Here is a 13,966-nt window from a genome sequence, read left to right on the forward strand (position 1 = left end):
AACCGGAGGAGATGACAAACCTACCCAGAGTTGCGAAGGCAAGAGACCCTCGATGACAACACAGGTCAGACCGGCATACCGAAAACCTGGCGTGCCCACAGTTTACGAGAACGATAGGGTGATAAGGACGGTATGTGCGCATGCTCATCAAGGCCAGAAGCCAAGAGTCGCTTCGATAACAGGCCGGATATATGGTAGCAACTTGTCCCTGCCATCGAGATCTAATGCCTTGCAAATGGGGAGGAGACCATATTTGGGTTAGCGTTTTTTGCGTAACCCACCACCAGGCGTTGCGCAGCAACACAACCCGTTTGTTTAAGGTGTGCCTGACGGCAAGCTTGGCGGGTTACGGCGCAAACAACGCGCCTAACCCACCCTACGTTGTACTGTGGCTGATGGGAGAGTGATTACAAATAATCGCACCGATTCACACCACCCTTATGATCTTCTGGAGCTATCCATGGTCAGTAGTAATATAGGATATGATTCCAAAAGGGCGGTTTGCGTCCTGTTCGGTACAGAATTGCACTAACAGGCGCTCAACCGGTTCCATCACATTCACGGGGGAACACAGATGAAAATATCGCTCAATCTATTGATTGCGCTGGCAATGACGGTTGCACTGGTCGGCTGTACCACCAGCGGCTTGACGGGGACCACCTATACTCGCGACGAAGCACGCAGAGTGCAGACGGTCAAGTACGGAACGGTGGAATCCGTCACCCCGGTTGTGATCGAAGGCAGAACCGACGGTATTGTGGGTACCGGCTCCGGGGCCGTTATTGGCGGCATCGCCGGCAGTACCGTGGGTGGCGGCAAGGGTCGCAGCATCGCCACGGTAGTCGGTGCCGTCGCCGGCGGCCTGGCCGGCCAGGCTGCGGAGAAAAACCTGACCACCAAGCAGGGCCAGGAGATCACCATTCGCATGGAATCGGGGGAAATCCTGTCGGTTGTCCAGGAAGTCGAGAACGACCGCTATTTTCATGCCGGCGACAGAATCCGCCTGCTGAAACAGGGCGGCGTCACCCGGGTCGCCTATTGATTGGTCTACAATCAACCAGATAATTGCAAAAAGCTGGAACATTTACCAAACCTGTCATCATCGAGGGAATACAATGAAAAAAACAATCTCACTCTGCACGCTTGCGGGCATCCTGTTATCCAGCGGATGCGCCTGGGTAAAAACCACCCCGGAAGGCGAGAAAGTGCGGGTACTGGATGCCGATGAGGTTGCTACTTGCAAGGAACTCGGCAACACCACCGTCTCCCTGGTGGACAAGATTGCCGGCATCGACAGGAGCCGGCAAAAAGTGGAGGATGAGTTGCGCATACTGGCACGCAACAGCGCCGCAAAAATTGGCGGAGACACGGTAGTACCGATCTCCGAGGTGAGTGACGGACAGCAGCGCTTTGCCGTCTACCGATGTATCGGTGTATCCCGCTAGCCAACGCGGATAAACCCGCGCCGGATTTTCAGCCCGGACGCACCCGGTTATTCAGCTGACCAGGATTGGAAACAGCTGTTTGATTCCGTTACTGATTACCTCAACCGCTATGGCCGCGAGGATGAGGCCAAAAATACGATTGAGGATATTCAGCCCGATATCGCCCAGCCGCTTCCCGATAGGCACCGCCAGACTCAGCACCAGCCAGAGCACCACAGCAACCAGCAGAATACTGAGCACAATCATTATCTCATGGTAGGGCGCGGTTGAACGCTGCATGCCGATAACCACCGTACTCATGGCGCCTGGCCCGGCCAACAGGGGTATGGCCAGGGGCACCACGGCAATGGACGTAAGACCTGAGGCAATCTCCTCCTCATGAGGTGTGGTGCGTACCGGGTCGACCCGCGCCTGCAACATCGCCAGCGCCATGATAAACAGCACAATACCACCACCGACACGGAACGATCCCAGACTGGTTCCCATGAATGCCAGCAACCCTTCACCGCTCAACGCCGATACAATCAGTGTGGCGGCCACGGTGAAAACGGCGATCCGCACGACCCGTGCGCGATCCCGAGGGGTATAGCCTTTGGTCATGGTGAGGAAAATCGGGATCGCCATGAAAGGATCCATAATGACCACCAGAGATGTAATAAAGCGCGTGTATTCTGTCCAGTGTTCCATGAGTTACCGATTGTTAGTCCAGTAGTGATCCGACGATGGGGTACGCCCAACAAGCCGGCGTTACCAAGGGTTTTGGTGACTATAACCCACCACCCTGGAGGCGGCACACAATGAGGCATCTCCTCGCCAGGTGGATACCGACAACCATCTGGTGATGGACAAGCTTTACCTCTACGCATCGGCTCTGCGATGATAGCAGAAGGCTCCCGGAACTGATGAGATCGGAAAACGTTATGCCAGATAGTTTGTGTCTCGCTCAACATATGGCCAATACAATAGAAACGGCAAAACATTTGCCTGTCCGCATGGCGCCCGCTTCAAACGATACCATGGCGGTCGATAGACCATGAGTTTCTTTACCAAACGCTATCACCCTCCCGGCACCCGCCCCGGCACCCTGCGGATTTCGGACAAACCATACCCGACACCCCCACACATCACACTGATCGATTATTCCGACACGGAATTACAGGAGACCCAGGACACACCCCCCGAGGCCTGTCGCGCTGCCCTCGATCGTCCCACAACCACCTGGATACATATGCAGGGGGATGCAGACCCGGACGCCCTGATGGAACTGGGAACAATCTTTGGACTCCATGAGCTGGCCCTTGAAGACATTGTCAATTCCGGTCAGCGCCCGAAAACCGAACTCTATGACGAGCAACTGTTTATTATCCTGAGTCATCCACTTATGGAGGATGGCTATGCGGAGACGGAACAGGTCAGCCTGTTTCTAGGCGACCATGTCATTTTCAGCTTTCACGGTGGAGCCCACGATCCGTTTGAACCGGTGCGTAAACGGTTGCGCAAGCATACCGGCCGTTTGCGAACAAAGGGCCCCGACTATCTGCTTTATGCGCTGGTGGATCTGGTAATCGATCAATCCTTTCCCGTACTGGAACGCTTCGGTGCCGAACTGGAGGAGTTGGAGGGGCAACTGCTGGCAGCACCCACCAGGGAGACACTGCGGCGACTACATGAACTGAAACGGGACGCCCTGTTGCTGCGTCGTATGCTCTGGCCACAGCGTGAAGTGTTGAACAATCTGATGCGCAACGAAGAGTACCCTATTCAGGAGGAGATCCGGCTCTATTTTCGTGACTGTTACGACCACACCATACAGATCATGGACCTGCTGGAAACCTACCGGGATATGACCACGGGCCTGCTGGATCTCTATCTCTCCAGTGTCAGCAACCGGTTGAATGAAACCATGCGGGTACTTACCGTAATCGCCACAATCTTTATTCCACTCACCTTCATCGCCGGAGTCTATGGAATGAACTTCGGTAACAAATCCGACAGTCCCTGGGCCATGCCCGAGCTCAACTGGTATTACGGATATCCCTTGATCTGGGGAGTCATGGTTGCGGTTGGGGCCGGTCTGCTCTATCTGTTTAAGCGCAAGGACTGGTTCTGAAACTGAATCAGTTTGAACCGGCTCTCGACCGATCCGCGCTAAGTTTATATTACTCGCCCACCATGTAATCTCTACTTATCCTGCCCGATTGTGGGGTAACGAGTCTATCCCATGGGATATAATTGGTCCGATGAACCCCTTTCGAATCATGCTGCTTGCCAGTAGCCGTCAATGGCGAATTCTGCCGCGCTCCCTGCTTTGGCTGACCCTGGGCAACTCGGTGGCAGGAGCAGCAGAACCGTCAATCGATCTTACCGGCGTCAGCGGCGATCTGCAGGAGAACCTGCGGGCTGGCCTCTCTTTGACCACAGAGCCATGCAGTGCCCCGGAATGGCGGATAAAGAGGCTGTTTCGGCGTGCCGATGAGGAGCTGGACAGGGCGGCAAGGGCCCTGGGGTATTACCGGATAAAACTGGAAAAGAACCTGCAATTCAAACAACCCTGCTGGCAGGCGAGCTTTAACATCGATCCGGGTGAGCCGACTCGCCTGAATCAGGTCACCATCCGGATCGAGGGTGATGCACAAGATGATCCCGCTTTTATCAAACTGCTCAAGGCGACCCCGGTACGCCCCGGCAGTCAGGTGCACCACGGGCACTACGAAACGCTGAAGGGGGAAATCGAAAGCCTGGCGGCAGAACGCGGCTATTTCGATGGACGCTTCCTGCGCCGGGAGCTGCGGGTTGAACCCGCCGCCAACCAGGCATCCATCCTGTTGCACTACCGGTCCGGTCCCCGTTACCGGATCGGCACGCTGGAACTGGATCAACAGACCTACGAACCGGAACTGCTGGAGCGTTACCTGAAAATCAAGGCGGGCGACCCCTATGATTCGGGGGCCATTTCTTCACTGCACCGGGCATTGGCCGACAGCGGCTTTTTTGAACGGGTGTCGGTAAAACCCGACTACGAGGGGGCGATCGACGGCAAAATCAACGTACAGGTGGCGCTGGAGCCGATCAAACGCACTGCCTACCGGATCGGGATCGGCGCCGCCACGGACACCGGCCCGCGCCTCAGCCTGGCCTACGACAGAAGACGGATCAATCGCTTCGGTCACCGCCTGCAATCCAAGCTCACGCTCTCCAGCGTCGACAGCTCCCTTGGTATTGAATACCTGATTCCCATGCAGGAGCCGCATATCGACCAACTCAGTATTCGCACCGGTTATCGCGAGCTCGACACCGACACCACGACCAGCGACACCGCCACCATCGGCCTGCGCACCCTGGGCATGCGCGGTGGCTGGAACGAGACCCGCTATATCGACTGGGTCTCGGAAGACTCCCTGATCGGTGACGAGGACACTTCCGCCACACTGCTGGTTCCCGGCGTCAGCTGGGCACGCACGACGGCAGACCACCGCATGCAGCCGCGCCAGGGGTCACGACTCAATCTTGAACTGCGCGGCGCCCACGAGAGCCTGTTCTCGGATGCCAGTTTCGTACAACTGCTGGCGGCCGGAAAATGGATTCAGCCATTGGGCAAGGGGCGCCTGCTGCTGCGCGCCGACACGGGAGTAACTTTCGCATCTACATTTACCGAACTACCGGCTTCCTACCGATTCTTTGCAGGTGGTGATCAGAGCGTGCGCGGCTACGGATACCAGTCCCTGGGTCCGCAAGACACCGACGGTACGGTGGTGGGGGGCCGCTACCTGCTCAGCTCCAGCCTCGAGTATGAATACCCGATCCAAGGCGCCTGGTCAGCGGCCCTGTTCGTAGATGCCGGCAACGCCTTTGACGGCTGGAATGACGGATTGAAGCGGTCCGCCGGTGTCGGGCTACGCTGGCGTTCACCGGTCGGCCCTATCCGGCTGGACCTGGCCATACCCAATGACCGGAGCCAGGACAGCTTCCGCATTCACTTCTCCATGGGACCGGATCTTTGAAGCGCCCTCTTCTAACCATAATATTACTGACACTGGTTGGCGCCCTGGGCAGCGGTGCCTGGCTGCTGGGCACGGAACAGGGCAGCCAGCAGCTGCTTCGCTGGGTTCTGGGTGAGAAGCTTCGCATCGGTACGTTCCGCGGCTCCCTGCTGGCGGGAGTGGACCTGGAAGCGCTGGAGTACCGGGACGAGCAGCAACATTTAACCATTCAGACGCTGCATCTGGACTGGAAACCGGCCGCCCTGATCAGCGGTCTGCTGCATATCCAGCGGTTGCAGGCAGGGGGCGTTCACTATACCGCCATCGGCCCGTCCGAAACGACCGAGTCCACGGCCCCGCCCAGCCTGCCGCTGGCGCTGCGCCTGGACCAGCTTGAACTGGATGATATCCGGATACAGCAAGGAGACGACATTCAGTCGATCAGCCGTGTCACCCTCGGCGCCGGAACACAGGATGCGACGATAGAGATCACCCACTTCCAGATTAACTACGACACCTACCAGGCCGAGGGTGAGGGTCACCTGGAGCTGACCGGGCACTACCCACTACAGATGACCATCCGCTGGCAAGGAGAACTCCCGGAAATCGGAGCGGCCAGTGGTGCCGGGCAGATCGGCGGAGACCTGAACAGACTGAGCATCGAGCATGCTACCAAAACCCCGTTCAGGATCAGCACACAGGGCCACATAGATCTGTCCGGTGCGAGCCCGGTGGTCGATATCAACGGCGAGTGGCAGCCGCTGGCGTGGCCGCCACAGGCGGCCGTGGTGCAAAGTGCCGGCGGTCACTACCGTCTGCGCGGACCGCTGGAGGGGTTACATCTGAGCAGCGAGGCTCAACTGCTTTTCCCCGACACCGAAACGCCCCCGGTCAATACCCGACTGGACACCCGTCTCTCCACCAGCCGGTTGGATGATCTGTCACTGAGCGTCCGGGAGATCAGTGACCGATCAGAACCGCTGGAGCTGCAGATCCGAGGCGCCGTCAGCTTTGATACGGACGAGCCGCAACTGGATCTGAGCGGCGAGTGGTCCCATGCCCGCTGGCCACTGCTGAGCGACCCCACCAGCGAGAGCCCCGCCGGTACATTCCGACTCAAGGGGCCGGCCCAACAGCCACGCCTGGAGAGTCAAGCCAGCCTGACCTTCCCGCACGCCGACGTGCCGGATATACAGGCCCATCTGCAGGGCCTGGTAAGTGCCGGCGGTCTGTCCGACATAACCCTCGATAGCGAACTGTTGAATGGCAAAATCCGTACCACTGGCGACTTGACCTGGGCACCGGCTATTGACTGGAATCTGGTCATCCAAGGTGAGTCACTGGACCCCTCGACACAGTGGCCGGAGTGGCCGGGCAAGCTGGCCCTGCAGGCGGCCCTGCTGGGCGGGATAAGCGAACAGGGTCTCTGGCTGGCGGCCGATCTCCAGCAGTTGAGCGGCACCCTGCAGCAGCAGCCCATCAGCGCCACGGGGCGCGGACGCTATGATCCGACCGGGCTCAACCTGGAGACCCTGCAGCTGCAGAGCGGCCCCAACCGGCTCGACCTGCACGGCATGCTGGGTGACCGGCTGGATCTTCAATATGCCTTGAAGGCCCCGGACCTGGCGGCGTTCTGGCCGGCACTGCAGGGAAACATCGAGGCCGATGGCCGCTTGGGCGGGGTGCGGGACAATCCTGAAATCAGCGCCCGCCTGAAGGGCGGCGGTCTGCGTTATGCCGGGCAGCGGATCGACCAGTTGGCAGCTGATCTCATCTGGGCGAAGGGTGAGGCCAAAGGTGAACTGACCGCCAAGGGACTGCAGAGCGGTGACTGGCAGGGGCGCAAGCTGTCACTGGCCATTAGCGGCACTCCGGAGGCACACAAGGCCCAATTGTCGCTGGCTGCCAGCGACCTGCAGCTGACCACGGCCGTGCAGGGGGGTTGGAGCGCGCCGCTCTGGAGCGGACAACTGGAACGACTGAACATCGAGCACGCGCAGTTAGGAACCTGGCGCACGGAGGGACCGGCGGCGGTGCTGGTTGGCGGCGACCAGTTCAGCCTGGAGGCAACCTGCCTGGTGCAGCAGAGCGCCCGCCTGTGCGCCAATGGTGCCTGGACCCCGACCAGCAACCGCCTCGATGCCAGCCTCACCGCCATCCCCCTGGCACGCCTGCTGCCCTGGCTCCCCGAGGAGATAAGGGTCGAGGGAAGCTTCGACGGCAAGCTACAACTGGCCGGTCCTATCGAAGCATTGACGGGCGAGGCGCAGCTGACCCTGCCCCGGGGCAGCCTGTTGCTGGAAGCAACAGAGGAGCAACCACTGCGCCTGGCGTTGCAGGACGGGATGCTGAATCTGCAGATGACCCCGCAGGGCAACCAGGCGGCGTTCAAGCTGATGGCTGGCGAAGGCAGCATTACCGCCCAGGCACGTACCGCCGCCTTCTCCGCCAAAGGACCCGTTGCCGTAAACGGCACACTCAAGGCGGATATCCCCGACCTGCAACCCCTGGGCCTGCTGTTGCCGGGCCTGAGTGATATCCGGGGCAACCTGGCGGCGGAGGCAAACGTCGCCGGCGATCTCCAGCAGCCGGAGATTGACGGTTTTATCCGGCTCGACCAGGGCGCCGCCAACGTGCCCCAGCTCGGACTGGCCCTGGAAAACATAGCGCTCTCGGCCCGCAACCAGGGCAAAGAGAAACTGACCCTGGAAGGCCAGTTGACCTCCGGCGGCGGCACACTCCGGTTGCAGGGCGACTTGCAACTCGACGCCGAACAGGCGTGGCCGCTGGCGCTGAAACTGCAGGGCAAGGACGTTCAGGTGGTGCGTCTGCCGGAGGCCGTGGCCTACGCCTCGCCCGACATGAATATCACCCTGCGCAAGCAACAACTGGGCATCGAGGGTGAGCTGAAACTGCCCCGGGCCGATATAGAGTTGCACGAACTGCCCAAAAGCGCCGTAAGCGTGAGCGAGGATGAAGTCATTGTCGGTAAGACCGAATCCCAGCCGCCATCACCCCCACTGGCGATCAATGCACAAGTCGCCGTTCAGGTAGGCGAACAGGTGCGGTTCAGCGGCTTCGGGCTCGAAACCCGGCTGCAAGGCGATGTCGCCGTCAACAGCCGGGAAGGCCGAACCCTGGCCCAGGGGCAACTGGTCCTGAGAGAGGGGCGCTACCGCGCCTATGGTCAGAATCTGACCATTGAACAGGGGCGCCTGATATTCAATGGATCGCCACAAAACCCGACCCTGGATATCAAGGCAACCCGGCTCTCCAAGGATCAGTCGGTGACGGCCATCCTGAATCTCAGTGGGAACCTGCGCGCGCCTCAGGTTGAGGTCTCCAGCGACCCGACCCTGCCCGAAGAGGAGGCCCTCGCCTACCTGGTCACCGGGCAATCGCTGGATACGGAGGGACCGGGCGGTGCCACCATGCTGCGCCAGGCCGTTGCCGCAAAGGGGCTGGAAAAGAGCCAGGAGATTCTCGACCGGTTGGCCACCGGCCTGGGGGTGGATGAAGTGCGTCTGGAAGAAGGCGGCTCCCTGGAAGAGACCGCCCTGTTACTGGGCAAATACCTTTCACCCGATCTCTATGTCAGTTATGCCGTCGGACTGTTTGATAACCGCGGCGCACTGATCACACGCTATCGATTGAGCGAGAAATTGCGCCTGGAAGTACAGTCCGGCAGTAGTCAGAGCATGGACCTGATTTATGATGTCGAGCGTTAACCGGACAGTTTCAGACCGCTGACCAACATGCGTATCGGCTGCGGGCACCGCTGTACGCGGTTAATGTGGCTTGGTTTTTCCTGAAGCCAATCCCGCTCCTCGCAGGTGCTCTGTTGGTCTCGCCGCCACACATATTGAACCCGCTCCACTTCAGCGCGATGAGAATATCGCTCATTGCGCAATTGGCCACAGCGGTTAGTCATCTTGCCCCAGGGTGTCGAAAATTCGCACGACGTGCGATGTCGTGATTTATCTATACTATGATAATAGTCACGATAAACTAAGATATTAGTCAATAAACAAAAAACATGTTGGGCTTGGATTTAAAGTGACCCGGGATCGTACCAATCCCTAAAGGGATATAGGGGGACTCATGAAGAAGCGGCGGTCATACAGAAAACCAAACCCCATCACCTGTTCGTTGTTGTGTGGTCTCTCTCTCTTGAGCCCGGTGGTGGTGGCTGACAGTGACGCCAAGGCCTGCATTAAAATGGCGTCATCCGGTTTGCTGGAGATAGCCGATGACCCGACTCAACGATTTTTAGGCAAGGTTGAAGAAGACACGGCGCGCTGCCGCGGTGGTGAAAAAGCCGTAAAATACCGCAATACGCCCTGGGTGGACTGGCAGAATTATTACGCCAGCGGCGATCAGCAGAGCAAACACCAGGGCGACCAGGCGATCACTCGCCTGGGTGAGCATCTGTATCCGGATGGACGCGGCGTCGATGGCGCCCTGATGGATCTGGAATACCAGCGCATCGAACTGATCAAGTTCAATCTGTTCGACCAGGACACTTATCAGCGATTTGTCACCGATCCCACACGCGCCGCCACCACGGTGTGGGATGAAATGCGACTGCCTCCGAATCATCCGAACTACACGGCGGTAGGCGGAGACGGCAAGCAGTTGTGCAGTGGCTCACTGATTACCCACCGTACTTTAAACGGCATTTGCAACGACCTGGCGAATCCACTGATGGGTGCGACCGGGATGCCGTTTGCACGCAATGCCCAGTTTGAAGAGACCTTCCCTCGCCTGGAAAAAACTGATTTGGTGCGCAATCGTCACGCCGGACGTCTGGGCTTGATGAAACCCGACCCGCAACTACTCAGCCGCAAATTATTCACCCGCGAACAGACATCGGGCAACGGTTGCAACCAGGGGTTGGGCGATAGCAACTATTCCACCGATTCCAATTGCGATTACCTTAAAGCGCCCTTCTTCAATGTGCTGGCGGCGTTCTGGATTCAGTTCATGACCCACGACTGGTTCTCGCATACGGTCGAGGGACTCAACGAAAACCAACTGGTTTCCGCGGGCTGTGATTCGGCCGAAGCCCAGGCCCTGGGGTGTCGCCCCGGCGACCGCGTCCAGCCTTCGCTGTATGCCGAAACAACCGATCCCGAAAGCTTTGAGTTTGCCGGAAAGCGATACCTGAAACGTGCCTACAGGACGACCGGTAACCATGTCACCGCCTGGTGGGACGCCTCGCAGATCTATGGTTATGACGAGGCGTCGCTGCGGCGGGTGCTGCGCGACCCGAACGATAAGGCGAAACTGCTGATGCAGGACAACTATCTGCCCCTGCTGGCCGATTGCGCCGTCTACAGCGCTGACTGCCCGGTGCAACCTCAGTGGCTGGGGCAGGAGTCGGTGGCGTTTCCGGACAACTGGAATATCGGGCTCAGTTTCTATCACAATCTGTTTACCCGCGAGCACAACTATTTTGTCGACCATTTCCGCGAGCTACAGAAGCAAACCCCGGACGCCGACTCGGGGCTGCGTAACCCGGACCAGCCTGATCGGATCATTGCTTACAAGGACGTTGAAGATGAGCGGCTGTTTCAGGCAGCACGATTGGTGATAGCTGCCGAGATTGCAAAGATTCACACCATCGAATGGACCACTCAACTGCTCTATAACGAACCTCTGAATAAAGCGATGAATTCAAACTGGTCCGGCCTGTTCAACCAGGAGGAGAGCCGGGTCTCACAAATCTTACGGCGCATCACCGGCAAGGACGAAAACTTCCTCAGCCGAACCGCATCGAAAGTGGCGCAGTGGCTGGGGCAATCCGATAACCCCAAGGCATCCGGTGGCGCCTATTCGGTATTTGCATCCGGGGCCGGCATTTTCGGCCTGGGCAACAGCCGCCCTGAAGGCCGTCTGTGGTGGAAGCACGATGCATGGAATCTGAACAACCTGGAGACGGATGTCAACGGCGGCACCAACCATTTCGGGTCGCCGTTCAACTTTCCCGAAGAGTTTCCGTCGGTTTACCGACTGCATGCACTGGTACCTGACCTGATCGAGTTCCGCAATGCCAGCGAACCCAACAGGATCACCCACAACATTCCTGTCGCCGCGACGGTACGCAAGGCGGCTACCGCACAGATGCATCAGCGTGGTCTGGAAAACTGGGGCCTGAGCATGGGCCGGCAACGACTGGGCCTGCTGCAATTGCGTAATTCGCCACTGTTTTTACAAAACCTGCCGATGCCACACCTGGATTCCGAGAGCAAACAGCTCGATATTATCGCACTGGATATTTTGCGCGATCGTGAGCGTGGCGTGCCGCGCTTCAACGAATTCCGGCGTCAGATCGGGCTGAAAACATTGACCAGTTTTGATGACTTTGTCGATCATCGTCTGGATGAGAACGACCCCTGGCGTCGGCATCAACAGGAGACCGTGCAACGCCTGCGTGAGATTTACGGCACCCATGCCTGCGACGCCAGCAAAATCATCTCCACGGCTCAGCTTAACGGGGATGGCAGCTTTATCAACGACTGCCATGGCCGTCCGGACGGCTCGGTGGTGGACAATATCGAAGACGTGGACAATATCGTTGGCTGGATGGCGGAGTACACCCGTCCGCACGGCTTCGCCATTTCCGAGACCCAGTTCCATATCTTCATTATCAACGCCTCCCGCCGCCTGTTCAGCGACCGTTTTTTTACCTCCAGCTTCCGGCCCGAGTTTTATTCGCGCCTGGGCTACGACTGGGTCATGCATAACGGCCCGGTCCAGGAGTGCCCTTACCCGGTCAGCAAGTTGGCCGACGGTAGTCAGGCCTGCCTCGAGCCGGAAGCGGTAAACGGTCACGAAGTCGCTGTGTCGCCACTGAAGCGGTTGCTGATCCGCAACATCCCCGAGATCAAGAATGAACTGATGCATGTGAAAAACGCCTTTGATCCCTGGGCCCGGGACCGGGGGAGTTATTACGACATCTCATGGAAGCCACGCCCGGGAGCGGAAACAGATCCGGCATTTTCCAACCAGCCATAGGGAGCACGGGTGAAAGGGACGAACACAGCAAACATCTGCCGATTAAAGCGTCCACTGATGTTGGTAGCGACCCTGGTGGGATCTATCCTGACGGGGACGGCAACCGCGGATGAGCCCGTCAACACCGAACAGCTGGTGGCCGAAATGAATCAGCGCATCGCGACCATCATGCGCTCCAGTCCGATCGATGGGGTCATCCCCCGCTTTAATCAGGCAAAAAGCCTGGGCTGTCTCGACGCCACATTTCGCGTTCACGAGTCAATCAATAATGAATTCAGACAGGGGCTGTTTGCCCAACCGGGAAGCTACCGGGCGCGGTTGCGTTTCGCCAACGCCAGCCAGCAGGATGATTCAGAAAAAGATATCCGTGGCCTCTCTATCAAGATATTCGGCGTCAAGGGAGAGACGCTTTGGGGCGAAAGCGGCATCCAGGATTTTTTGCTCAACAGCTATCCGGCTCTGTTTGTCGGCACCCCGGAAGATTTCCTCGACTTTATCCGGGCGCGCCAGGAAGACAAAATGGTGGGGTTTTTTATCAACCCGTTTGACTCGCATCTGAAGTCCCTGTGGATTCTGTTCAAGGCCCGCGCCGTGCACAGCAGTCCGTTCAGCATTCGTTACTGGAGCACCACCCCGTACCGGCTCGGAACAGATGACAGCATGGCGGTCAAATACTCGGTCACCCCTTGTAGCGGTACGTCGGAGCCACCGGCCGGGCAACCCGGCAAGGATCAGTTGAGTTCCGCGATGAAGGCGCATCTGGACCGGGCACCGGTCTGTCTGGAATTCGGCATACAAAAAAGAACTCACCCGGGCGACATGCCGATCGAGGATGCGTCGGTGATCTGGGCAGAAGATGTTTCTCCCTTCCATACGGTGGCCACCCTCACCATCCAGCCACAGGTATTTGACACCCCCGAGGCGTTGGCGGCATGTGAAAAGATCAGTTTCAACCCCTGGCAGAGCCTGCCCGAACATCAACCCCTGGGGCGGATGAACGAGGTGCGCCGGGAGACCTACTTCAGCGCATCCCAACTAAGAACAAAAGAGGCACCATGAACCAACTGGTAATGCAGTGGCTGGACAGGTCACGGGATGAGCTGGATGACATCTATTGCAACGCGGATGCCGGCACAATCCCATCCGGTGATACCCGCGGCACCGCGATTGTCACCGGCTCGCTGTTCTCCAAAACCCTGGCGGGCATTGCACGGGCTTTTGCCTGGCAGGGCAAGCTCTTTGACCTGTTTCCCCCGGACTACCAGTCAGGCGTCCTGATTAACAAGATCACTCCCTTCAGTCTGACCTTTGTGGTTGCCAAGGTGTACCGCGACAAGAGCTGGATGGACGGCAAAGAGACCATTGTGATCGATTATTCAAAAACCTCATTTTTCGCCAAGGTGATACGTGATGAAATCCGCGAGATTGAACCCGGCGTTTATCTGGGCAAGGTCTGGTGGGGAAAAACCAGGGTGCTGGACTTTGCCTTAACCCGGCACGATACACCATAAATCAGCTTGCCCG

9 protein-coding genes are annotated in these 13,966 nt (G+C 58.4%); 8 read left to right on the top strand and 1 reads right to left on the bottom strand.

All coding sequences use genetic code 11. The annotated features are described in order from the left end of the window. Positions 1–574 precede the first annotated feature (574 nt). Both A3GO_RS0114815 and A3GO_RS0114820 read left to right on the top strand, forming a co-directional pair. Positions 575–1,042: an outer membrane lipoprotein gene (locus A3GO_RS0114815; RefSeq protein ID WP_029134062.1), complete on the top strand. Its 468-nt coding sequence runs from the start codon at positions 575–577 to the stop codon at positions 1,040–1,042. 73 nt (positions 1,043–1,115) lie between these two features. Next, positions 1,116–1,445 (top strand): DUF4156 domain-containing protein, encoded by a 330-nt coding sequence (locus A3GO_RS0114820; protein WP_029134063.1) that lies wholly within the window; start codon positions 1,116–1,118, stop codon positions 1,443–1,445. 51 nt (positions 1,446–1,496) lie between these two features. Here A3GO_RS0114820 and A3GO_RS0114825 read toward each other — a convergent pair whose 3' ends face one another. After that, positions 1,497–2,132: a MarC family protein gene (locus tag A3GO_RS0114825; protein ID WP_029134064.1), complete on the bottom strand. Its 636-nt coding sequence runs from the start codon at positions 2,130–2,132 to the stop codon at positions 1,497–1,499. A gap of 346 nt (positions 2,133–2,478) precedes the next feature. On the opposite strand from A3GO_RS0114825, the gene corA reads away from it, so the two are divergent. From corA to A3GO_RS0114855, 6 genes are all read left to right on the top strand, one after another. After that, entirely contained in the window at positions 2,479–3,555 is a 1,077-nt protein-coding gene (gene corA, locus A3GO_RS0114830; RefSeq protein ID WP_029134065.1) for a magnesium/cobalt transporter CorA, read from the top strand. Positions 3,556–3,685: 130 nt separating this feature from the next. Next, a complete protein-coding gene (locus tag A3GO_RS0114835) occupies positions 3,686–5,446 on the top strand; it encodes an autotransporter assembly complex protein TamA (RefSeq protein ID WP_051302397.1) in 1,761 nt (586 codons plus the stop codon). Then, positions 5,443–9,153 (top strand): translocation/assembly module TamB domain-containing protein, encoded by a 3,711-nt coding sequence (locus tag A3GO_RS0114840; RefSeq protein ID WP_029134067.1) that lies wholly within the window; start codon positions 5,443–5,445, stop codon positions 9,151–9,153. The genes A3GO_RS0114835 and A3GO_RS0114840 overlap by 4 nt, the downstream gene beginning before the upstream one ends. A gap of 373 nt (positions 9,154–9,526) precedes the next feature. Beyond that, complete coding sequence (locus A3GO_RS0114845; protein ID WP_084610119.1) at positions 9,527–12,442, top strand: peroxidase family protein; 2,916 nt, start codon at positions 9,527–9,529, stop codon at positions 12,440–12,442. 57 nt (positions 12,443–12,499) lie between these two features. After that, positions 12,500–13,501: a catalase family protein gene (locus tag A3GO_RS24050; RefSeq protein ID WP_051302399.1), complete on the top strand. Its 1,002-nt coding sequence runs from the start codon at positions 12,500–12,502 to the stop codon at positions 13,499–13,501. Continuing rightward, positions 13,498–13,953: a hypothetical protein gene (locus A3GO_RS0114855; RefSeq protein WP_029134069.1), complete on the top strand. Its 456-nt coding sequence runs from the start codon at positions 13,498–13,500 to the stop codon at positions 13,951–13,953. Before A3GO_RS24050 ends, A3GO_RS0114855 begins: the two co-directional genes overlap by 4 nt. The last annotated feature ends 13 nt before the right edge of the window (positions 13,954–13,966 follow it).

This window comes from Sedimenticola selenatireducens DSM 17993 (genome assembly GCF_000428045.1).
Taxonomy (GTDB): Bacteria; Pseudomonadota; Gammaproteobacteria; order Chromatiales; family Chromatiaceae; genus Sedimenticola; species Sedimenticola selenatireducens.

Bases quoted from the DNA above. Each gene is read 5' to 3' on its own strand.
- A3GO_RS0114815 (WP_029134062.1), top strand. From the start codon at position 575: ATGAAAATATCGCTCAATCTATTGATTGCGCTGGCAATGACGGTTGCA.
- A3GO_RS0114820 (WP_029134063.1), top strand. From the start codon at position 1,116: ATGAAAAAAACAATCTCACTCTGCACGCTTGCGGGCATCCTGTTATCC.
- A3GO_RS0114825 (WP_029134064.1), bottom strand. From the start codon at position 2,132: ATGGAACACTGGACAGAATACACGCGCTTTATTACATCTCTGGTGGTC.
- corA (WP_029134065.1), top strand. From the start codon at position 2,479: ATGAGTTTCTTTACCAAACGCTATCACCCTCCCGGCACCCGCCCCGGC.
- A3GO_RS0114835 (WP_051302397.1), top strand. From the start codon at position 3,686: ATGAACCCCTTTCGAATCATGCTGCTTGCCAGTAGCCGTCAATGGCGA.
- A3GO_RS0114845 (WP_084610119.1), top strand. From the start codon at position 9,527: ATGAAGAAGCGGCGGTCATACAGAAAACCAAACCCCATCACCTGTTCG.
- A3GO_RS24050 (WP_051302399.1), top strand. From the start codon at position 12,500: ATGTTGGTAGCGACCCTGGTGGGATCTATCCTGACGGGGACGGCAACC.
- A3GO_RS0114855 (WP_029134069.1), top strand. From the start codon at position 13,498: ATGAACCAACTGGTAATGCAGTGGCTGGACAGGTCACGGGATGAGCTG.